Source organism: Micromonospora sp. CPCC 205554, from assembly GCF_036902745.1.
Classification (GTDB): domain Bacteria; phylum Actinomycetota; class Actinomycetes; order Mycobacteriales; family Micromonosporaceae; genus Micromonospora; species Micromonospora tulbaghiae.
On record NZ_JBAKHP010000002.1, the window covers coordinates 47,956 to 69,555 of the forward strand.

Annotated in this window: 16 protein-coding genes; 7 read left to right on the top strand and 9 right to left on the bottom strand. The window is 74.1% G+C overall.

Annotated features, from left to right (window positions below):
- Nucleotides 1–6: 6 nt before the first annotated feature.
- A complete protein-coding gene (hemE, locus tag V6U82_RS03275) occupies nucleotides 7–1,098 on the bottom strand; it encodes a uroporphyrinogen decarboxylase (protein WP_334459107.1) in 1,092 nt (363 codons plus the stop codon).
- A gap of 166 nt (nucleotides 1,099–1,264) precedes the next feature.
- Here hemE and V6U82_RS03280 point away from each other — a divergent pair, with 166 nt between their 5' ends.
- Nucleotides 1,265–1,837 (top strand): DUF3000 domain-containing protein, encoded by a 573-nt coding sequence (locus tag V6U82_RS03280; RefSeq protein WP_334459108.1) that lies wholly within the window; start codon nucleotides 1,265–1,267, stop codon nucleotides 1,835–1,837.
- Nucleotides 1,838–1,935: 98 nt separating this feature from the next.
- Here V6U82_RS03280 and V6U82_RS03285 read toward each other — a convergent pair whose 3' ends face one another.
- Entirely contained in the window at nucleotides 1,936–2,316 is a 381-nt protein-coding gene (locus V6U82_RS03285) for a hypothetical protein (RefSeq protein ID WP_334459110.1), read from the bottom strand.
- A 478-nt stretch (nucleotides 2,317–2,794) separates the two neighbouring features.
- The gene (locus V6U82_RS03290; RefSeq protein WP_334459111.1) at nucleotides 2,795–4,258 is read right to left on the bottom strand and encodes a S1C family serine protease; all 1,464 of its coding nucleotides are present in this window, start codon (nucleotides 4,256–4,258) and stop codon (nucleotides 2,795–2,797) included.
- A 234-nt stretch (nucleotides 4,259–4,492) separates the two neighbouring features.
- Here V6U82_RS03290 and V6U82_RS03295 point away from each other — a divergent pair, with 234 nt between their 5' ends.
- From V6U82_RS03295 to V6U82_RS03310, 4 genes are all read left to right on the top strand, one after another.
- On the top strand, nucleotides 4,493–5,815 hold the full coding sequence (locus V6U82_RS03295; protein ID WP_334459112.1) for a ribonuclease D: 1,323 nt from the start codon (nucleotides 4,493–4,495) through the stop codon (nucleotides 5,813–5,815).
- A gap of 101 nt (nucleotides 5,816–5,916) precedes the next feature.
- Nucleotides 5,917–7,113, top strand: a complete 1,197-nt coding sequence (locus tag V6U82_RS03300) for a thiolase family protein (protein WP_128137226.1) — start codon at nucleotides 5,917–5,919, stop codon at nucleotides 7,111–7,113.
- Complete coding sequence (locus V6U82_RS03305; RefSeq protein WP_030274533.1) at nucleotides 7,110–9,173, top strand: 3-hydroxyacyl-CoA dehydrogenase NAD-binding domain-containing protein; 2,064 nt, start codon at nucleotides 7,110–7,112, stop codon at nucleotides 9,171–9,173. The genes V6U82_RS03300 and V6U82_RS03305 overlap by 4 nt, the downstream gene beginning before the upstream one ends.
- 188 nt (nucleotides 9,174–9,361) lie before the next feature.
- Nucleotides 9,362–10,108, top strand: coding sequence for a hypothetical protein (locus tag V6U82_RS03310; RefSeq protein ID WP_334459114.1), 747 nt, complete (start codon nucleotides 9,362–9,364; stop codon nucleotides 10,106–10,108).
- Between the two features lie 57 nt (nucleotides 10,109–10,165).
- On the opposite strand, the gene V6U82_RS03315 is transcribed toward V6U82_RS03310, so the two are convergent.
- From V6U82_RS03315 to V6U82_RS03330, 4 genes are all read right to left on the bottom strand, one after another.
- Nucleotides 10,166–10,552: a VOC family protein gene (locus V6U82_RS03315; RefSeq protein WP_334459115.1), complete on the bottom strand. Its 387-nt coding sequence runs from the start codon at nucleotides 10,550–10,552 to the stop codon at nucleotides 10,166–10,168.
- Between the two features lie 205 nt (nucleotides 10,553–10,757).
- On the bottom strand, nucleotides 10,758–13,307 hold the full coding sequence (locus V6U82_RS03320) for a malectin domain-containing carbohydrate-binding protein (protein ID WP_334459118.1): 2,550 nt from the start codon (nucleotides 13,305–13,307) through the stop codon (nucleotides 10,758–10,760).
- A gap of 205 nt (nucleotides 13,308–13,512) precedes the next feature.
- Nucleotides 13,513–14,679: a sensor histidine kinase gene (locus tag V6U82_RS03325; protein ID WP_442933416.1), complete on the bottom strand. Its 1,167-nt coding sequence runs from the start codon at nucleotides 14,677–14,679 to the stop codon at nucleotides 13,513–13,515.
- The gene (locus V6U82_RS03330) at nucleotides 14,676–15,344 is read right to left on the bottom strand and encodes a response regulator transcription factor (RefSeq protein ID WP_018788976.1); all 669 of its coding nucleotides are present in this window, start codon (nucleotides 15,342–15,344) and stop codon (nucleotides 14,676–14,678) included. The genes V6U82_RS03325 and V6U82_RS03330 overlap by 4 nt, the downstream gene beginning before the upstream one ends.
- A 561-nt stretch (nucleotides 15,345–15,905) precedes the next feature.
- On the opposite strand from V6U82_RS03330, the gene V6U82_RS03335 reads away from it, so the two are divergent.
- Nucleotides 15,906–17,084, top strand: a complete 1,179-nt coding sequence (locus V6U82_RS03335; protein ID WP_334459122.1) for a peptidase C39 family protein — start codon at nucleotides 15,906–15,908, stop codon at nucleotides 17,082–17,084.
- Here the strand turns inward: V6U82_RS03335 and V6U82_RS03340 are convergent, their stop codons facing one another.
- On the bottom strand, nucleotides 17,085–18,368 hold the full coding sequence (locus V6U82_RS03340) for an outer membrane protein assembly factor BamB family protein (protein WP_334459123.1): 1,284 nt from the start codon (nucleotides 18,366–18,368) through the stop codon (nucleotides 17,085–17,087).
- Between the two features lie 5 nt (nucleotides 18,369–18,373).
- Nucleotides 18,374–19,630, bottom strand: a complete 1,257-nt coding sequence (locus V6U82_RS03345) for an outer membrane protein assembly factor BamB family protein (protein ID WP_334459124.1) — start codon at nucleotides 19,628–19,630, stop codon at nucleotides 18,374–18,376.
- Between the two features lie 93 nt (nucleotides 19,631–19,723).
- Between V6U82_RS03345 and V6U82_RS03350 the strand changes: the two genes are divergently transcribed.
- Entirely contained in the window at nucleotides 19,724–21,592 is a 1,869-nt protein-coding gene (locus V6U82_RS03350; RefSeq protein WP_442933422.1) for a hypothetical protein, read from the top strand.
- The last annotated feature ends 8 nt before the right edge of the window (nucleotides 21,593–21,600 follow it).

A 21,600-nucleotide genomic window follows, 5' to 3' on the forward strand; every position in this document is an offset into this window, starting at 1 on the left:
CTCCTCCTAGCGCTCCGGTCGCGCGGTCAGCTCGTGCACCAGCGCGACCACCCGGGTCAGCACCTCGGGGTCGGTCTCCGGCAGGACGCCGTGACCGAGGTTGAACACGTGGCCGGGAGCGGCCCGGCCCTGCTCGACGATGCGCCGTACCTCGGTCTCCACCACCGGCCAGGGGGCGAGCAGCACCGTCGGGTCGAGGTTGCCCTGCACCGCCTTGTCCGGCCCGATCCGGCCGGTGGCGACGTCCAGCGGCGTACGCCAGTCCACGCCCACCACGTCGGCGCCGGCCTCGCCCATCGCGCCGAGCAGCTCACCGGTGCCCACCCCGAAGTGGATGCGCGGCACGCCCGCGCCCGCGAGCCCGCCCAGCACGTACGTCGAGTGCGGCAGCACGAAACGGCGGTAGTCGGCCTCGGAGAGCGCACCGGCCCACGAGTCGAACAGCTGCACCGCGGACACCCCGGCGTCGATCTGCACCTGGAGGAACGCCAGCGTCACCTCGGCCAGCCGCGCGCACAGCGCGTGCCACAGGTCCGGGTCGCCGTACATCAGCGCCTTGGTCTTGGCGTGGGTACGCGACGGGCCGCCCTCGACCAGATAGCTGGCGAGCGTGAACGGGGCGCCGGCGAAGCCGATCAGCGGGGTGTCGCCCAGCTCGACGACGAGCCGGCGGACCGCCTCGTCCACGTACGACACGTCGTCGCGGCCGATCGGGCTGATCCGCTCGACGTCGGCGGCGGTACGGACCGGCTCGGCCACCACCGGCCCGGTGCCGGGCACGATGTCCAGGTCGACGCCGGCTGCGGCGACCGGTACCACGATGTCGCTGAACAGGATCGCCGCGTCCACGCCGTGCCGGCGCACCGGCTGGAGCGTGATCTCGGTGACCAGCTCGGGCCGGCGGCAGGACTCCAGCATCGGCACGTTGGCCCGGATCTCCCGGTACTCCGGCAGCGACCGGCCGGCCTGGCGCATGAACCAGACCGGGGTGTGCGGGCCCGGCTCACGCCGGCAGGCGCGGACGAAGGGCGAGTCGGCCGGCCCGCCGCGGCGGGGTTCTCCGTCTCGGGCGGCAGTGCCCGTGGTGTCGGTGGTCATCGCGGCAATCGTGCCACGCCCCCGGTGCGCGCCCGCGTTCACCGTCCGCATTTGTGACGTAGAAGGAAGGGCGCCCGCCCGACGCCTCGGACAGAGCGTGGCCTTAACCGTCGATCACCCGGCGCGCCGTCGCGCGCCGCGCGGTGGGCGCGCATAGGCTGCCCGCATGGCCCCCCCGATCGCGCTCCCGGAAACGTTCGCTCGCGCGGTCGCGGGGCTGCGGTCGGTGACACCCCGCCCGGAGATCATCCTGGAGGAGGTCGGCGCGCCGCAGCGGCTGGCCCCGTACGCGTTCGCGCTGTCCGCCGCCGTGATGCGCGACGACGACGAGGTGGCCACCGGCCGGCTGATCCTGCTGCACGACCCGGCCGGGCACGAGGCGTGGCAGGGCACGCTGCGGCTGGTCACGTACGTCACCGCCGAGCTGGAGGTCGACCTCGCCAGCGACCCGCTGCTGCCGGGCGTCGGCTGGACCTGGCTGACCGACGCGCTCGACGTGCAGGGCGCCGGGCACCGGGCGATCGGCGGCACCGTCACCCAGACGCTCTCCACCCGCTTCGGCGAGCTGGCCGGGCCGCCCGCCGCCGGTGACATCGAGATCCGCGCCTCCTGGACGCCGCTGCGCGCCGACCTCGGTCCGCACCTGCTGGGCTGGTGCACGCTGCTGGCCTCCACGGCCGGCCTGCCGCCGCCCGGCGTCACCGCGCTGCCCACCCGCCGCTCGGCGGGCGCCGCCTGACCGTCGTACCCTCTCCGCCGTCCGGTCGGCTCTGCCGCTGACGCCTGATGCGCGAAGGCCGCCCCGGGCGAGCCGGGGCGGCCTTCGGGCGAACGCGGTCAGAGGTAGTTCTCGGCCTCGTCGCAGACCTTGTCCAGGCCCTTGTTGGCCGCCTCGAAGCCGGCCCGGTCGCCGCGCGACGCCGCCGCGATGGCGGTGGTCAGCTTGTCCAGGCAGCTCGCGATGACCTTCTTCTGCCGGGCCTGCTCGTCCCGGTCGTTCTTGGTGCCGGTCAGGTCCTGCTGGGTGTCCGACAGCCGCTCCTGGACCGTCTTCAGCTCACCCTTGAGCTTCTCGATCTCCTGCTGGTTCGCCGAGATCGTGCCGTCCCGCTGGCTGACCGTCTGCCGGGACTTGTCCAGCTCGCCGTTCGTGGAGACGTACAGGAACGTCATCACGCCACCGAAGACGAACAGCAACGCGGCCACGAGGCCGAGCACCAGCGCGGCCCACTTCCTGCCGCCGCCCGGACATGGGCGGCGGCGCGAAGCCGGGGCCGGACACCGGCGGAGCGGACGCCGGCGGGACCGACATCGGCTGCGCGTAGCCGGGGGCGGACACCGGCGGGACGGACACCGGCGGCGCCGACATCGGCTGCGCGGGCGGGGGCACCGGAGCGGCGCCGGGCGTGTATCCCGGCTGTCCCGGCGCGGCGGGCTGATATCCGCCGTACCCCGGAGTGCCGTCGGACGCGGCGGGCTGGTGCAGGGTCGGCGCGGGCTGGTTCGGGTCGTACTGCTGGGGCGCGGGCCGGCTGCCGTACGGGTTGCCGTAGACCGTGCCCCCCGGCGCCGGGGGCGGGTTGTCGCCCCCGGCCGGTGGGTAGGACATGTCTTTCCTCCAGATGTGCTGGTCCCCCGCGGGGTGGCCCGACGGGCCGGGGTCGATGCGGTGCGGCCGGGCCGGTGTGGCCACCGGTCAGCAGAGCCGGAACCGGTCGCAGGCGGTCTTGATCGGCACCGCGAGCCCGATGCCCTCGGCGTTACGGGCCTTGGCCGTGGCGATGCCGACGACCTCCTTCGAACCGTTGATCACCGGGCCGCCGGAGTTGCCCGGGTTGATCGGCGCGTCGAACTGGATCACCGGGCCGCCGCCGCGCTCGTCCTCGCGGAACGCGCTGACCACGCCCGTGGTGACGCTGTCCTGCAACCCGAGCGGCGCGCCGACCACGATGATCTGCTGGCCGGACCGCACCGGGGCGCCGGCCGCGACCAGCCCGGTGAACTTGGCGGTGGTCCGGAGCTGCGCCAGGTCCTTGTCCTTGTCGGTGGCGATGATGGTCGCCTCGAACCGCTGGTCCTTGCGCTCCAGGAACACCTTGCGCTCACCCGCGGTGAAGACCGCCTCGACCACGTGGAAGTTCGTCAGCAGCGTGGTGCCGCCACCCGACGGGGCCTTGCCGACGGCGAACGCCGTACCGGTGAACTGCCCGGCCCGCACCCGGAACACGCTCGGCAGCACCGCGCTGGCCACCGCCTCCGGGTTGAAGGCCGCGTCGGCCTGCTTCTCCAGGCTGCCGGCGCGCTGCTCCAGGCCGTCGAGCCGGCCGGCGTCCGCGCCCTGCCCCTCGGCCATCCGCTTGTCGGCGGCGGCGAGCCGGTCGTCGAGCCGGTAGATCTGGTACGCCTGCACGCCGGTGACCACGGTCAGCACGGCGGCCAGGGCCAGCGCCACAGCCGCCACCCGGCTGCGCCGGGACGCCTGGCCGGCCAGGGGGGCGGGCTGACCCGGGTACGCGGGGCCCGGCTGCGACGGCCCGGACACCGGCTGGCCCGGGTAGGCGGGCGCGGACACGGGCCCGCCCGGGTACGACGGGCCGCTGCCGGACGGGCCCGGATACGACGGCGACGCGGGCTGCCGGTCCGGGTACGACGACGAGCCCGGCCCGCCCGGATACGACGGCGACGCGGCCGGCTGACCCGGGTACGCCGGAGCGGCGGACCGGGAGGTCTGCGCCGGTACGGCGCCGAAGGACGACGGCTGGGCCGGTGCGGCGCCATAGGACGACTGGCCCGGCGCGGCGCCGTAGGACGACTGGCCCGGCTGGGAAGGTGTGGTGCCGTAGGACGACGGCTGGGCCGTGGCGGGCGGAGTCCCGACGCCGGGCGAGGCGGCGTACGGCGCCGGCTGCGGCGCGCCGGCCGCGTCCGGGCGACCCGGGTAGCCAGCGGACGGCGGGACGGCGGGTGGCTGGACGGCGGCCCGCCCCGGGGTGGCCGGAAAGCCGGGCGTGCCGCCCCACTCGGATCCACCGGCGAACGATCCCGGGGCCGGACCGGCGGGCGGGGCGAAGCGCGGCGGCAGCGGCCCCGGCCGGTCGGCCGCCGTGTCGCCGCCGCCCTGCCCCGGCACGTCGTCGCCGGTTCCGTACCCGCCTGTCATGCTCGACCGTCCTCCCCGTCGGCTTCGCCGACGCCCCCCGACCGCTGTGGCACGGCCCGTACGCCGTTCGCGGCTCGATGGACCGTACCGGCGGGAACGGGCTTTGTCTTCCCCCTTGTCCGACCCTCTCACGGCCCCGCAACCCGCACCTTTCCGGTCACCTGACGGCCATCGCGCCGACACGCGCCGGACCGGCTGTGCACACCGGATCGTCCGGCCTACTAGGGTTGTCAGGTGACCGACGAACCACCCCTGCGCCGTCGGGCCGCCGAAAGCCGTACCGGAGAGGCGTCCGCCGACCCGACGTCGGCCCTGCCGGAGCCGGCGGACGCGGGGCCCGAGACCGACCCGGGCGCGGCCGTCCCCCTGACCGCGCCGCGCGACGGCACGCCCGCCCCGGTGGCCACACCTGCCGAGTTGGACGAGGTCGTGGCCCGCTTCGCAGCCGGCACCGGCCCGGTGGCCCTGGACGCCGAACGCGCCTCCGGCTACCGCTACAGCCAGCGCGCCTATCTGGTGCAGCTGCGCCGCGGCGGCGCCGGCACCGCGCTCATCGACCCGCTGCCGCTGCCCGACCTGTCCGCCCTGGACGCGGCGATCGCCGAGACCGAGTGGGTGCTGCACGCGGCCAGCCAGGACCTCGCCTGCCTGGCCGAGGTGGGGCTGCGCCCGCGCCGGTTGTTCGACACCGAACTGGCCGCCCGGCTGGCCGGGTTCGAGCGGGTCGGCCTGGCCGCGCTGACCGAACAGTTGCTCGGGTTCAGCCTGGAGAAGCACCACTCCGCCGCCGACTGGTCGAACCGGCCGCTGCCGGAGTCCTGGCTGACGTATGCGGCGCTCGACGTGGAACTGCTCGTGGACCTACGTGACGCGCTGGACGAGGAGTTGCAGCGGCAGGGCAAGTCCGGCTGGGCGGCGGAGGAGTTCGACGCCCTCGTGCGCAACGGCGCCCGCCCGCCGCGCGCCCGCGCGGAGCCGTGGCGGCGTACGTCCGGCATCCACCGGGTACGCGGCGCGCGCGCCCAGGCCCGGGTGCGTTCCCTCTGGTACGCGCGGGACCAGATCGCCGCCCGCCGGGATGCCGCGCCGGGCCGGGTGCTGCCCGACTCGGCCATCGTGGCCGCCGCCGAGCTGGACCCGAAGGACGAGAAGACGCTGCTCACGCTCCCCGGGTTCGGTGGGCGGTCGGTGCGCCGGCTGGCGCGTACCTGGCTGGCGGCGCTCGACGACGCGCGCCAACTGCCGGACGACGCGCTGCCGGTGAGCCCGACGGTGGAGGGGCCCCCGCCGCCGCACCGGTGGGCCGAGCGTGACCCGGTGGCGGCCGGGCGGCTGGCCCGCGCCCGCGAGGTGGTGGTCGGCACCGCCGGGGCGCACCGCCTGCCGGCGGAGAACCTGATCGCGCCGGACTCGATCCGCCGGTTGGCGTGGCAGCCGCCCGCGGAGATCACCGACGAGACCGTCGCGGAGACGCTGCGCGGGTTCGGCGCCCGCGAGTGGCAGATCGGGTTGCTGCTGCCGGCTCTTACCGAGGCGCTGCGCACCCCCCAGCAGTAACGTCGGTGGCAGGTGTGAGGTGGGCCACGCGGGGGGTGGTGCCACGTTTGGTTACTGGCGAGTAGCATCCGGGGAAATGCCCGTGCCGAGGGAGGCTCCAAGTGCCCCGTGAAGTCCGGGATGTCGTCTTCGTCGACGGCGTCCGTACCCCGTTCGGCAAGGCGGGTGGGATGTACGCCAACACCCGCGCCGACGATCTGGTGATCCGCTGCATCCGCGAGCTGATGCGCCGCAATCCGCAACTGCCGCCGGAGAAGGTGGAGGAGGTGGCCATCGCCGCCACCACCCAGATCGGTGACCAGGGCCTGACCATCGGCCGCACCGCCGCCCTGCTGGCCGGCCTGCCCAAGACTGTGCCCGGCTTCGCCATCGACCGGATGTGCGCCGGCGCGATGACCGCCGTCACCACAGTGGCCAGTGGCATCGCCATGGGCGCGTACGACGTGGCCATCGCCGGCGGCGTCGAGCACATGGGCCGCCACCCGATGGGCGAGGGCGTCGACCCCAACCCGCGCATCGTCGCGGAGAAGCTGGTCGACCCGTCCGCCCTGGTGATGGGCTCCACCGCGGAGAACCTGCACGACCGCGTCCCGCACGTCACCAAGGAGCGCACCGACGCGTTCGCGCTGGCCTCGCAGCAGAAGACCGCGAAGGCGTACGCCAACGGCAAGCTCCAGGGCGACCTGGTGCCGGTGGCGGTCCGCGACCCGGAGGCGGGCTGGGGCCTGGCCACCGTGGACGAGGCGCCCCGCGACACCTCGATGGAGAAGCTGGCCGGTCTGAAGACCCCGTTCCGGCCGCACGGCAAGGTCACCGCGGGTAACGCGGCCGGCCTGAACGACGGCGCCACCGCCGCGCTGCTGGTGGCCGAGGAGACCGCCCGCGAGCTGGGCCTGCCGGTCGGCATGCGCCTGGTGTCGTTCGGTTTCGTCGGCGTCGAGCCCGAGGTGATGGGCGTCGGCCCGATCCCGTCCACCGAGAAGGCGCTGCGCATCGCCGGCCTGAGCATCGACGACATCGGCCTGTTCGAGCTGAACGAGGCGTTCGCGGTGCAGGTGCTCGCCTTCCTCGACCACTTCGGCATCGCCGACGACGACCCGCGGGTCAACCCGTGGGGCGGCGCGATCGCCATCGGTCACCCGCTCGCGTCCTCCGGCGTCCGGCTGATGACCCAGCTCGCCCGCCAGTTCGCCGAGCACCCCGAGGTCCGCTACGGCCTCACCGCCATGTGCATCGGGATCGGCATGGGCGGCACCGTGATCTGGGAGAACCCGCACTGGGAGGGTGGAGACAAGTGAGCCTCGCCGCACCGAACGAGGTCGTCACCAAGGCGCTGCTGCGCCAGGTGGCCGTACCCGGGCTGGACCGGCCCGCCGCCCTCATCACCCTGGACAACGGCTTCGACCACACCAAGCCGAACACCTTCGGCCCGGCCGGCCTGACCAGCCTGGACGAGGCGATCACCGCGGCACTGGCGGCGGAGCCGGCGTTCATCGCGGTCACCGGCAAGCCGTACATCTTCTGCGTGGGCGCGGACATCACCAGCCTGCCCGCGCTGGAGAACCGCGAGCAGGCGCTGGAGATCGGCCGGCTGGGCCACCGGGTCTTCGCCCGGCTCAAGGACAGCGGCGTCCCCACCTTCGCGTTCGTCAACGGCGCGGCGATGGGCGGCGGCCTGGAGCTGGCGCTGCACTGCCACTACCGGACCCTGTCGGCGGGCGCGGCGGCCCTGGCTCTGCCCGAGGTCTCGCTCGGCCTGATCCCCGGCTGGGGCGGTACGCAGCTGCTGCCGAACCTGATCGGCATCCCGGCCGCGACGCAGGTGATCATCCAGAACCCGCTCATGCAGAACAAGATGCTCAAGCCGAAGCAGGCTGCCGAGATGGGCATCGCGGACGTGCTGCTGGAGCCGGCCGACTTCCTGGAGCGGTCGCTGGAGTGGGCCGCCGGCGTGGTCCGGGGCGAGGTCACAGTGACCCGTCCCGAGGTCGACAAGGACATGTGGGCGGGCGTGCTCTACTTCGCCCGGCAGACCCTGGACCAGCGGCTGCACGGCGCGGTCCCGTCCGCGTACAAGGCGCTGGACCTGCTGGAGACGGCGAAGGACGCCGACTTCGCCACCGGCACCGCGGCGGAGGACGAGGCCCTGGCGGACCTGGTCTTCTCCGAGGAGCTGCGCAGCGGCCTGTACGCCTTCGACCTGGTGCAGCGGCGGGCCAAGCGCCCGGCCGGCGCGCCGGACAAGGGCCTGGCCCGTCCGGTCACCAAGGTGGGCATCGTCGGTGCCGGCCTGATGGCCAGCCAGCTCGCGCTGCTGTTCGCCCGGCGGCTCCAGGTGCCGGTCGTGATGACCGACCTGGATCAGTCCCGGGTGGACAAGGGCGTCGGCTACGTGCACACCCAGATCGAGAAGGCCGTCAGCAAGGGCCGGATGGACAAGGGCACCGCGGCCAAGCTGTACGGCCTGGTGTCCGGCTCGGTCGACAAGTCCGTCTTCGCCGACGCCGACTTCGTCATCGAGGCCGTCTTCGAGGACCTGGGCGTCAAGAAGCAGGTCTGGGCCGAGCTGGAGAAGATCGTCAAGCCGGAGGCGGTGCTCGCCACCAACACCAGCTCGCTGTCCATCACCGAGATGGCCGCCGAGCTGGAGCACCCGGAGCGGGTGGTCGGCTTCCACTTCTTCAACCCGGTCGCGGTGCTGCCGCTGCTGGAGATCGTCCGTGGTGAGCGGACCGACGACGCCACGCTGGCCACCGCGTTCGCGGTCGGCAAGCAGCTCAAGAAGTCGTCGGTGCTGGTGAAGGACGCCCCCGCGTTCGTGGTGAACCGGCTGCTGACCCGCTTCCTCGGCACCGTGTTCGCCGCCGTCGACCAGGGAACCCCGCTGGACGTGGCGAACAGCGCGCTGGACCCGCTGGGCCTGCCGATGCGTCCGCTGGCGCTGCTGCAGCTCGTCGGCCCGGCCGTGGCGTACCACGTCGGCGGCACCCTGCACGAGGCGTTCCCGGACCGGTTCGGGGTCAGCGAGAACCTCAAGCGGATCGCCGACTCGGGCCAGCCGATCGTGGTCGACGACCAGATCAACGACGAGGTGGCGAAGCTGCTCGTGGTCGGTGACGAGCCGCTGACCGCCGAGCAGGTCCGGCAGAACGCGCTGGACGCGCTGGCGCAGGAGATCCGGCTCATGCTCGACGAGGGCGTCGTCGCCGAGGCGCAGGACATCGACCTGTGCATGATCCTGGGCGCCGGCTGGCCGTTCCACCTGGGCGGCGTCACGCCGTACCTGGACCGGACCGGCACCTCCGAGCGGGTGACCGGCAAGCGGTTCCTGCCGCGCGGCGTGGCAAGCCTGCGCTGACCGGCCGCGACGCATCGATCGCGGTGGTCGGGCTGTCCGTTCCGGACGGTCCGGCCACCGCGATCGGCGTCTGCGGCCCAGGTCACGGGTAGGTCGCAGTTTCCCGTCGTCGCCCTTGGGCGGGACAGCGGACCGTCGGTGGTGCTGGCTACGATCACGCGTCCAGTTTTCTCACAGGAGCTGCCTACATGTCCCAGCCGCCGTCCAGTCCCTACTCCGGCAACTACCCCTCCCCCCAGCAACAGCCCGGTGGCTACCAGCCGCCGCAGCAGCCGCAGTACGGCGGTGACTACCCGCAGACTCCGCAGCAGCCGCAGTACGGCAGCCAGCTCGGTGCGCCGGTCCCGCCGAAGAAGAAGTCCGGCGTCGGCAAGATCCTGCTGATCGTCCTCGCCGTGGTCCTGGTGCTCTGCGTCGGTGGCGGTGTCGCCGCCTACTTCGCCACGAAGGACACCGTCGACGAGGTGGTCACCGCCACCAAGACCCGCGTGGTCGAGCCGCAGACGCTCGGCGGCCGGGCGAAGGTCACCGACCCGCAGCTGCAGACCGCCGCGGCGCAGATGAAGTCCGAGCTCAGCAAGGACGTGCCGGACGCGACCAGCACCGTCGGCGCGTTCTACGGCGACCCGGCCAAGAAGGACCTGGTCATGATCGTCGCGGTGTCCGGCGTCATGGCGGACCCGAAGAAGGAGCTGGCCGACGCCACCGCGGCGGTCACCCCGGATCTGGCCACCAAGGACTTCAAGACGGTCGACGCGGGCCCGCTGGGCGGCGACGCGAAGTGCTCCGACGGCAAGGCGTCGGACGTGCCGGTGGCCGTCTGCATCTGGGCCGACCGGGGCAGCCTCGGCATGGTGGTGGTCTACTTCAAGTCCGCGGCCGAGCTCCAGTCGGAGTTCGTGACGATGCGCGGCGAGATCGAGAAGCAGGACTGACACCCGTCACGCACCGGGCCCCCGCCGTCACGGCGGGGGCCCGGTGTCGTTTCCGGATCAGGCGGCCGCGGCCCGTTCGGCGGGGCTCCGGCAGACGCAGAACTCGTTGCCCTCGGGGTCGGCCAGCACCACCCAGCCGGTCCCGTCCGGCCGGCGCCGGTCGGCCACCAGCGTGGCGCCCAGCTCACGCAGCCGCGCCACCTCCTCGTCCCGGGTGCCCTCGGCCGCGTGCAGGTCGAGATGGAACGCGCCCTTGCCGTGCCGCTCACCCACCTCGACGAACAGCAGGTCGGGGCCGTGCCCGCCGGGTGCGGCCAGGACCGCCTCCGGGTCGCCCGGGTGGTCGTCGTCGGCGAGCCGGCGGTCGAGCACGCGGGCCCACCACCCGGCCAGGGTGTACGGGTCGTCGGACTCGACGGTCACGCAGTGGATCTGTGCACTCACAGTGATTCCTCCTGGGGGGAGCGCGCCCCGGCACAGTGGGAACGTCAGCGGGGGACGCGGGGCGCGGGACGGTTCACGACGGACATCGACCACACCCCCTTCCACCTCTCGGGCTGACCCGATGATCATGCCATTGCCGGCCGGCCGGAACAAGCCGCCGGCCCGGCCCCGCGGATGCGGGACCGGGCCGGCGGGCACTGCCGGGTCACGGGCCGACGAAGACCGCCTTCGCGCGCCAGTCGACGCCGTCGACCGCCGGGCCGCTGCGTACCGTGAACGTGCCCGACGGAGCGCCGTTCACCCAGTCGGCGGCGGACAGGTCACCGGTGTTCCGGTTCACCTTGTAGAGCGTGGAACCGGCCACGAAGAGCGCGCCCGCGTCGGAGAACCCGCTCGCCCCGGACACGGAGAACCGGTCGGCGCCGACCACGCCGCTGTCCGGTGTGAACCAGCGCCAGAACAGGCCGTTCTGCCCGGTCAGCGAGTAGTAGAGCCGCCCGCCGGTGTAGAACATGCCGGTCACGTTCGGAATCTCGGCGTAGAAGCCGGTGGTCGCGCCGACGTACGTCTGCCCGGCCGGGCCGGAGTTGGTCACCACGGTGTCCCAGTACGGGTCGTGGTACGGGTCCACCAGTTCCGGCGTGCCGAACGTGGTGCCGTCGAACGTACGCCGGTACAGCGCGCCGTCGGCGCCGTAGAACAGCGTCCCGCCGACCCAGAACGCGCCACGCGCGCCCGCCCAGACGGTCCCGTCCGCGTCGGCCACCGGGTCCGGCGCGCCGACTGCGCTCTGCCCGTCGTACGAGCGCACCTGCACAGGCGAGCCGGCGCCGCTGGGCGGGGGCCCGGTCTTGACGATCTCGATGGCGTTCACCAGCGGGTTCTCCCGCACGTGGCGGAACTCGATGTCGATCGAGCCGTCGCTGACCACCGTGAACTCCCGCATGGTGCCCACGTTGTGCCCGGCGGTGGCGGAGAGGTCGAGGTCGTCGAGGACGACGGCGCCCTCCAGCGCGACGTCGAAGATCCGCGTTCCGGCGTTGGCGGTGCCCGCGTACCGGTTGGCCAGGTAGAGCCGCACGTGCACCTCGGTGCCGGTGGCCACCGGGAACTGCCAGGTCATCTCCGCCCCGCCGGACGGGTCGTAGCGCTCGTCGTTGTAGAGCGCGGCCGGGGTGCCGGCCGGCACCGTCGGGTCCACGGTGGGGGCGGTGGTGTAGCTGGACGTGCTGCTGCCGGTGTTGCGGTACGGGCTGGGGCTGGAGTTGGTGTCGGCCGCCCAGTCCGGCCCGCCGTCGGTGGCGGCGACGGCCGAGCCGCCCGCGTTCACCCGGTGCAGCACGTTCGTCGGCTGCGGCAGGCCGGCCTGGTACACGTTGCCGGGCAGCGTCGCCGTGGTGGTCGGGTGCGGGGCCTTGCCGCCGGCGAGCGGGAAGAACGCGATCCGCTCCCGGCGGTACTGGAAGTTGCCGATCCAGAGCGTGTCGCCGCCGATCCAGAGCCCGGACTCGGTGACGAGCATCTCGGACGCGCCGATGCCGCGCGGGTGCCGGCCCGGGTTCCAGGACAGCGGCAGGCCGTTGACCGGGTCGAGCGCGGCGATGCTGGCCCGGCCGACCGCACCGGCCCGGGCGTTGTCGGTGCCTGTGGTGTTGTTCAGCCAGCGGAGGTGACCGCCGACGTAGACCGCCTGCTCGCTGATGCCGACGGACAGGAACGTGTCGCCGCCGCTGTAGTCGACCCAGGTCGGCTGGAGAGCGGAGCCGGTCGCGCCGGCCTCCCAGCGGGCCGCGGTGTCGCAGAGCGTGCCGCTGTACGGGGCGCCGGTGGTGACCACCACGAAGTAGCTGTTGTCCGGGGAGAACGCGACGTCGCGGACGTACGAGTCGAACGACTGCCACTTGCAGCGCGGCGTGTACCGGGCGGTGTTCCAGTCCGCGACGGTGGCGGCGGTGGCGCCCAGGTCGAGCTTGACGATCTGGTCGTGCAGGACCCCGTCGGCCTTCTTGAAGTTGCCGATGACGACAAGCTGCGTGTTGTCCGGGGATACCGCCAGCTTCTCCGCGCCCACGCCGGCCTTCGCGCCGCTGACGCCGTCCCAGTTGTGGTTCTCGGTCAGCGTCGTGGTGAGGTAGCCGTCGACCGCGCCGGTGGTGGCGTTGAGCGAGGCGAGCCCGCCGCGCGGGTTGGGGTTGCCGGCCGTGGTGAAGATGCCGCCCACCAGCAGCCGGTCGCCGACCAGCGCGATGTCCTTGATCAGCCCGTTGAACGCCGGCGGCGCGAAGCTGGTGACGACAGCGCCGGTGGCGACGTCGAGCAGGGCCACCTTGCGCCGGGTCACGCCGTTGACGGTGTTGAACTTGCCGGCGACGAAGACGGTGCCCGCCGTGGGACCGCCGACGACGGCCGTCACCTCGTTGTCGAGCGTGGGCGCGAACGCGGTGTCCACCTGCCCGGTCGCCTTGTCGAAGGCGAGCAGGTAGTCACGGGGGATGTCGACGTCCGAGTTGCGGTTCTGCACCCGGGTGAATGAGCCGCCCGCGATGATCTTCGTACCGGCGTCGTGGATCGCGTCGACCGAGCCGTCCTGGACGTCGGGCGAGGCGGCGGAGGGGACGGTGTGGACCACTTTGTCGTGGCCGGGCGCGGCGTTGGCCGACGCGGGCGTGGCCGGGGAGAGTCCGGCGACGGTGAGGGCGCCGGCGGTGAGGACCGCGAGGAGACGGCGGCGGCGCGGGGCCGAGGGGTGGGTCACGGGCAGCTCCGGTGGGTGAGCAGGGTGAGGCGTCGCTGCGCTCACTCTCCGTTGATCCACGCCTCCGCGTCCAGCGGGAGCGGCGCATTCTGCCCGACCACCGGGCCGCCGCGGCCGACCACCGTCGGGTCCGGGCAGGACAGCCGAGGCCGCCCGCACGAAAAGGTGAGGTCGTCTCACCGCCTGGTCGGCGTGAGGTGGGCGGTCAGGTGGACGCCGGCGGGTCGGCCGACGGAAGCGTGACGGTCACCTCCAGGCCGCCGCCGGGCTGGGCGACCGCCTTGACCGTGCCGCCGTGCGCGTCGCTGACGGCCCGCACGATCGACAGGCCGAGACCGGAGCCGCGCGCGCCGGTGCGTTCCTGGCCGCCGCGCCGGAACGGCTCGAACAGCCCGGGTACGTCGGCCGGGGCGACCTCGAAGCCGGTGTTCCCCACCACCAGCCAGGACCGTTCCCCGTCGGTGCCGGTGCGGACCCAGATCCGGCCGTGCAGGTGGTTGTAGCGGACCGCGTTCTCCACCAGGTTGCCGGCGAGCCGGTCGAGCAGGCCGGGGTCACCGATCACCGGCGCCGGGCGCAGCGAGGTGTGCACCTTGAGGCCGATGCGCTCCACCTCCCGGGAGACCGCGGACAGCGCGTTCGCGGTGCCGATGGCGAGGTCCGACTCGGCGCGCCGGGCCAGCCGCCGGCCGGTCTGCGCCTCGCTGCGCGCCAGCACCAGCAGCGCGTCGACGAGGCCGTTGGCACGCTCCGAGGCGTCGCGCACCACGCCGGCCATGCGGCGGTACTCGGCCAGGTCGGCGTCGTCGTCGCTGAGCGTCACGTCGATTTCGGTACGCATCACCGCCAGCGGGGTCCGCAGCTCGTGCGAGGCGTTCGCGACGAACCGTTTCTGCGCCTCGAACGCGCCGCTGATCCGGTCGAGCATCGCGTCGAACGTCTCGGCCAGCTCGGCCACCTCGTCGTCGGCGCCGGACCAGCCGATCCGCTCGTCCAGCGTGGCCTCGCCCAGCCGGCGGGCGGTGGCGGTGACCTGGTGCAGCGGGCGCAGCGCCCGGCCGGCCACCAGGTACGCCCCGGCCACCCCGACCACGCTGATCGCCACCAGCGCGAGCAGCCCTTTGACCAGCAGTTCCTGTGACGCGGCGTCCACCAGTTGCCGCTGCCACTGCCCGGCGTCGAGCGAGCGCCCGTCGGTGAGCACCACAGTGGTGCCGGGCAGCAGTTCGTCGGTGGGGCGCAGCGCGTCGCGGACCAGCAGCCAGGCGAGCAGCACCAGGATCGCGCCGGCGCCGACCAGCAGCACGCCGTTGAGCAGGGTCAGCCGCAGCCGCAGCGTCGGCCGCACCCGGCGCGCGCTCCGCGCGTTCACTGCCGTACCCCGCCGATGCGGTAGCCCGCACCCACGACGGTGTCGATGAGCGGCGGGTCGCCGAGCTTCTTGCGCAGTGTCATCACGGTGACCCGGACGATCGTGGTGAACGGGTCGGTGTTGGCGTCCCAGACCCGCTCCAGCAGCTCTTCGCTGGACACCACCGCGCCGCGCGCCTTGAGCAGCTCGGCGAGCACGCCGAACTCCTTGTTGGTGAGGTCGAGCGGCACGCCGCCCCGGCTCACCACCCGGCGGGCCGGGTCGAGCACCAGATCGGCCACCTCCAGTACCGGCGGCGCGGCCGGGGTGGCGCGGCGGCCGAGTGCCTGCACCCGGGCCACCAGCTCGTCGAACGCGAACGGCTTGGCCAGGTAGTCGTCGGCACCGAGCTGCAACCCCTCGACCCGGTCGGCGACCGTGCCGCTGGCGGTCAGCATCAGCACCCGGGTCAGCGCGCCGGAGGCGGCCAGGTCGGCGCAGATCCGGTCGCCGTGCACGCCGGGCAGGTCGCGGTCGAGGATCACCACGTCGTAGCGGGTCACGAACGCCGCCTCGTGCCCGGCGTCGCCGTCGTAGGCCACGTCCACAGCCATCCCGCGCTTGCGCAGCCCCCGCGCGATCGCGTCGGCGAGGTTGCGCTCGTCCTCGACCACCAGTACCCGCATCCCGGCCTCCCGCCTCGTGACCCCTGACAACCTAGTGCGGCAGGCAAAACCCGCCGCCGGAGGAGGCGATCCTCGAGACGGCCCGCCGACGAGCGCATCACCGGGAAGCCCTCCTGGTGCGCACTCGCGCCACCCCACCCGACCCGGAACCCAGGACTGTGACGCTTCGTAACGTTGACGCGGATTCACGGCCGCGTCACGCACCGTGATGGGCGCTCGCTCGCCCGAACGGAACGACCGGCAGGCCACATCGTCCTGAACAGCGAAGACTCCGAACCCGCCTTCGCCGCGAAGATACCCCTCCGCGCCCTTTGCTCTGCACCCACATGCGCAGCGGTAGCCGTGGGTCACCGATGCGCCGAGGGCTGCAGAGCAAAGGGCGCGGGGGTGACCATGCCGCGGGCGCGCTGCGGCTACGCTCGGTGACGGCACGCCAGGTGGAGCGCCGTGTGCGGTGGCACGGTCCGCCGTTGCAGAAAACCTTCGGGTACGCGATGCTCGGCGGCGATGATCGACACGCGCAGCAGCCACTGGTCACGGCCGTGCCCGGGCGGGTTCCCGATGAGCGGCCGCGACATCGCGTACCACCGGTTCCGCTTCCCGGCGGACCGGGACCGGGGTCGTGCGGACGGGCTGCGCGCCGGGACGGACGGCCTGACGCCCGACGGCGATGCCGCCCGGGTCACGCACACCGACCCGCACTCCGGGACCACGGCCGAGTACGCCGCCGGCACCTGGACCTCCCCCGTGACGCCCGCCGGGTTCGCCCTCACCGAGCTGGTGCCCTCCTGGACCGCCGACACCCCGCCCGGCTGCTGGCTACGGGTCGAGCTGCGCGGCTGGGCCGACGGCACGGCCACCACCGGCTGGTACGAGCTGGGCCACTGGGCCGCCGACGAGAGTGCGGTGCATCGCGCCTCCGTACCCGGGCAGGAGGACGACCGGGCGCGGGTCGCCGCCGACACGCTGCGGGTGACCGGCGCGGCGGTGACCGGCTGGCAGGTCCGGGTGACCCTGCTCCGACGGCTCGACGCGCCCGCCGGCCCGGTACTGCGCACTGTGGGCGTCGTCGCCTCCACCGACCCGACGGGCGGCGCGGAGGCCACCGGCGCCGGAGATGCGGGCGCGTGGGGACGGGTGCTGGACGTGCCGCGGTACGCGCAGCGGCTGCACGCCGCCGGGGAGACCCGCTGGGGTGGCGGTGGCGACTCCTGGTGCAGCCCCACCTGTGTGTCGATGGTGCTCGACTTCTGGGGTGCCGGACCCGCCCCGGACCGGTACGCCTGGGTGGCGCCGCCCGGTCCGCGCCCGCAGGTGGTGCACGCCGCCCGGCACTGCTACGACCACGCCTTCGGCGGGCCGGGCAACTGGCCGTTCAACACGGCGTACGCGGCGACGCACGGAGTGGACGCCTTCGTCACCCGGCTGCGCTCGCTGGCCGAGGCGGAACGGTTCGTGGCCGCCGGCATCCCGCTGATCGTCTCGGCCGCGTTCACCGCCGGTCAGGTTCCCGGCCTGGACTACGACACCCGGGGACACCTCATGGTGCTGGCCGGCTTCACCGCCGACGGCGACCCGGTGCTCAACGACCCGTACGCGCCGGACGACGAGCGGGTCCGCCGCACCGTGCCGCGCGGACCGTTCGAGAGCGCCTGGCAGGCGGGCAGCGGTGGGATCGCGTACGTGCTGCGCCCGGAGTCGGCACCGCTGCCGCCACCTCCGGCGCAGGCCAACTGGTGATCAGCGGCCGACCGGCCAGATCGCCATGCCGCCGGTCGGGCGCAGGCACACCAGTTCGGTGCCCGTGTCCGCGCACTCGGACCAGGCGCCGGGCAGGATCCCCCGGATTCGTACCTGCCCGGCCGCCACGTCCAGCGCGCCGACGAGCGTCCGGTCCCCGGTGAGCGTGCGCAACCCGAGCAGCGGCCCGGCCGGGAGGTCGTTGCCGGAGACGCGCCAGCGCCCCAGCCGGGCCAGCACGCGGCCGGTCGGCGGGTCCAGCGCCGACAGTTCCAGCTCCTCCCCGACCCCGCGCTCGGCCGCGATGAGCCGGCCGCCGACCGGGCCCATCCCCAGCCAGCGCTCGTCCGACCAGGCCGGGCGGCCGGTGGCCGGGTCGAGGGCCTGCGCGCCGCCCACCTGGTCGCGCAGGCACACCATCCCGGCGCAGTCGGCGAACCAGAGCCCGGCCCGGGAGCCGACCGGCAGGCTCCACCGCTCGTCGAGCCGGTCCAGCCCGTATCCGGTGACGGTGCCGCGGGCGTCCTCGACCAGCAGGAGGTCGGCCACCACCTGCGCGTACCGGTAGGCGGCGCGATCGGCCGCGGGCGCCACCCGGCCGGTGTGCGCGACCGTGCCGGAGTCCGCGTCGTACACGGTCACCCGGCCCTGCGGAGTGACCAGCACGAGCTGCGTCACCCCGTGGGCGTCGTGGCGGTATCCCACCTCCTGCCCCGGCACGGGCAGCGTCCACCGCACCACGCCGGAGGCCGGGTCCACGGCCCGCACGGTGCCCGCACCGGGCGGGCGGGGATTCTCCAGCAGCAGCCCGCCGGACGCGGTCCGGACCGGGTAGCCGGGATGCCGCCAGCGCAGCGTGCCCGTCGCCGCGTCGAGCATGGCCGACACCGAGTCGCCGTCCCCGGCCGGGCTGCTCGTCACCAGTAGCCCTCCGCCCACGGCGGTGAGCCCGAGCACGTGGTCCCCGGCGGTCAGCGCGAACCGCCACGCCGGTTCCCCGACGGGCAGCCGGTACGCGGCGACCACCCGCCCACCCCGGCCGATCGCGCCCGGGCCGTCGGCCACCACCACCCGGTCGGGCAGGAGCACGAACGCCGCGCCCTGCGGGGCGGGCACCCGGATCGGCTCGGGCCGTCGCGGCGGCCCGGCGGCGGCGGTGACCACGAGCAGCACCAGGCAGCAGAGCAGCGCCGCCCGCGCCGTCCGGCCCGGCGGCCGGCGGGGCGGCGCGTCGGCCGGCTCGTCGGCGGACTCGCCGTGCCGCATCTCTCCCAGCTCGATCACCGGGCTCACGTCAGCCGCCGCACCATGTAGTCGCCGCCGGGCCGGCGGCAGACCAGAAGCGTCACGCCGGTGGTGCAGCCGGTGCCGGTGAGCGTGCCCCGGGCCGAGGGCGGATCACCGGACAGGTTCACCTCGGCCAGGAGTTGCCGTCCGCCGCCCAGCGGCCGTGTCGCCAGCAGCGGGCCGCCCGACTCGTGCTGCGGGACCAGGGTCCAGCCGCCGAGGTCGGCGATCAGCCGCCCGTCCTCCTGGTCGAGCACCGCCAGGCCGGCGTCCATGTCGGTGTCGGCGACGCCGACGAGCAGCCGACCGCCACCCGCCGCCGGCACGCCCGCCCACCGGTCCACGCTCCAGCGCACGACGCCGGTCGCCGGGTCGAGCGCGGTCATCCCGCCGGCCAGTCCGACGGCACAGAGCAGGACGCCGCAACTCTCGACGTGCCCGACGAGCTTCCGCGCGACGGTCCAGCGCGGCTGGAGCGTGTCCAGGTCGTACGCCTCGACGGCCCCGTCGCCGTCGCGGAACTCCAGCAGCAGGCCGCGGGCGATCTGCAACCGGCGCGGGCCGGGCCGTCGTACCGGGTACAGGTCGCGGGCCACGAGCCGCGCGCCGGTGCGCGCGTCCACGACCATCGTCTCCCCGGCCACCGGGGACAACACCATGCGTGCCGGCCCGGCCGGCTCGAAGTCGAACCCCAGCGAGCCCGTCAAAAGCTCCGTCCACAGCGTACGGCCGTCGGCCGGGTCCAGCCCCACGATCGACGTCGCGGTGTCGGAGGTGGCCGACTGCATCAGCAGCACCCGGCCCACCGCGAACGCGATTCCGGGCCGGCGCCAGGCGTCCGCGCCGGTGACCGCGTCGTACGTCACCGTCTGCCAGTCCGTGTCGTCGACGCTCCGGCCGGCCACGATCACCCGGCCGTCCTGCTCCCACACCGACACCGCGGTGCCCACGCCGGGCAGCGGCCTGCGCCACCGCTCCCGGTCACCCCGGTACGCGAGGAGTTCCCGCCCGCCGCCGGCGCCTGCGCGGTCCGGCCGCACCACGTACACCACGTCGCCGGAGACGAACACGGCCGACCCCGGCCCGCCGGGCAGCGTCCACTCCGCCGGGCGTCGTGGCGGCGTCGCGGCGGTGAGCGTGAGCAGCGCCACCAGCAGCACCACGAGAAGACGGAACGGCCGTCCGACGGCACGCGGGGGGCGGGGCGCCGGGCCGGGCGTCGCGTCGTCACGCAGCTCCCCCAGATCGATGAGGGTCACGACCATCCTCTCCCGCGCGCCGGGCCGCCGTCCGACCGTGACCGGCCGCGTGACGAACCGCCTGTACGATGGCGCGTCGTGGCCGTGCCCGTGGTGGACCCCTCGTTGAACCCCTCGTCCGTCGAGGCGGACGCCGTCGTGGCCGACCCGCCACGCCGCGCCCGGCGCCGGCCGGCCCGCGCCGACGTGCTGGCCATCGGAGCCTATGTGCTCCTCGGCGTTCTCGTCTGCCTCAACTACTGGGGCGACGTGGAGCACCGCGTCTCCTCGCACCTGCCCACCGACCACAGCTGGTTCGAGTGGCTGTTCGCCCACGGCGCGTACTCGGTGCAGCACCTGGAGAACCCGCTGTTCACCACCCGGCAGAACGCGCCGGACGGGGTGAACATGATGGCGAACACCTCGCTGCTCGGGGTGACGTTGCCGCTGGCGCCGCTGACGCTGCTGCTCGGTCCGCAGGTGATGTACGCGCTCTACCTGGGCGCCGCGCTGTCCGCGACCGCCGCCACGTCGTACTGGGTGCTGTCCCGGCACCTGGTCCGCTCCCGGGGCGCGGCGTTCGTCGGCGGCGCGTTCCTCGGTTTCGCGCCGGGCATCGTGCACCACGCCAACGGGCAGCCCAACTTCGTGTCGAACTTCCTGCTGCCGCTGATCGTGGCCCGGGTGCTGCGGCTGGGCGAGCCGGGCCGCTGGCGGCGCAACGGGCTGGCGCTCGGGCTGCTGGTCGCGTACCAGATCTTCATCAACGAGGAGATGCTGCTGCTGACCGCGCTGGCCTGCCTGGTCGTCGTGGTGGCGTACGCGGTGCAGCGGCCCCGCGCGGCCCGCGAGCGGGCCGGATCGTTCGTCGCCGCGCTCGGTCTCGGCGGCGGCCTGGCGCTGCTGCTGACCGCGTACCCGATCTGGTTCCAGTTCAACGGCCCGCAGTCCTACCGCGGTCTGCAGGGCGGCGTCTTCCACAACTGGGGCGAGGACCTGGTCGCCTTCGTCACGTTCGCCCGGGACACGATCGCCGGTGACGAGGCGGTGGAGAAGACCATCGGCCTGACCGAGCAGAACACCTGGTTCGGCTGGCCGCTGGTGCTGGTGGCGCTGGCCGCGCTGGTGCTGCTGGTCCGCCGCTCGGTGCCGGCCCGGATCCTGGCCGTGCTGGTGGTCGTGTTCACGATCGCCTCGATCGGCCCGGTCGTACGGTTCAACGGCGCGGAGACCGACATCGACGGGCCGTGGGCGTACGTGCCGGACGACCTGCCGCTGGTCGAGATGATGATGCCGACCCGGTTGAGCCTGGTCGTGGTGGCCGCCGTCGGTGTGCTGCTCGCCCTGGCGTGGGACGCGCTCGCCGGTGCCGGCCGCCCGCCGGTGCCCGCCCCCCGCTCCGGCGCCGACGACGGCGGGGACGACGCCGACGGCGAGTCGGCCGCGCGCGAGCGGCGCCGCCGGGTGCTGCGCCTGGCCGGGCTCGTCGCCATCGCCGCCGCCGTGGTGCCGCTGATCCCGCGTCCGCTGCCGGCCGAGCGGATCGACCCGCCGCCGCACTTCATCACCGCCGGCGGCTGGCGGCCGTACGTGCCGGAGGGCCGTACGCTCGTGCCGGTGCCGATCCCCAGCAACGTGCACGGGCTGCACACGCTGCGCTGGAGCGCGCTGACCGGCCAGGAGTTCCCGGTCCCGGGTGGCTACTTCATCGGCCCGAACGAGCGCGGCGAGGGCGTCTTCGGCGCCCCGAACCGCCCCACCAGCACGCTCGTTTACTCCACAATGGACGCCAACGAGGTGCCGGAGATCACCGACGAGAACCGCCGCCAGGCCGTGGACGACCTGCGCTTCTGGCGGGCCTCGGTGGTGGTGCTCGGAGCCGGCCCGCGCGAGGCGGTGCTGCGCGACCTGATGGCCGAGCTGCTCGGCCCGCCGCAGCGGGTGGACGACGTGTGGATCTGGGACGTCCGCGACCGGGTCTGAGCCCTCCG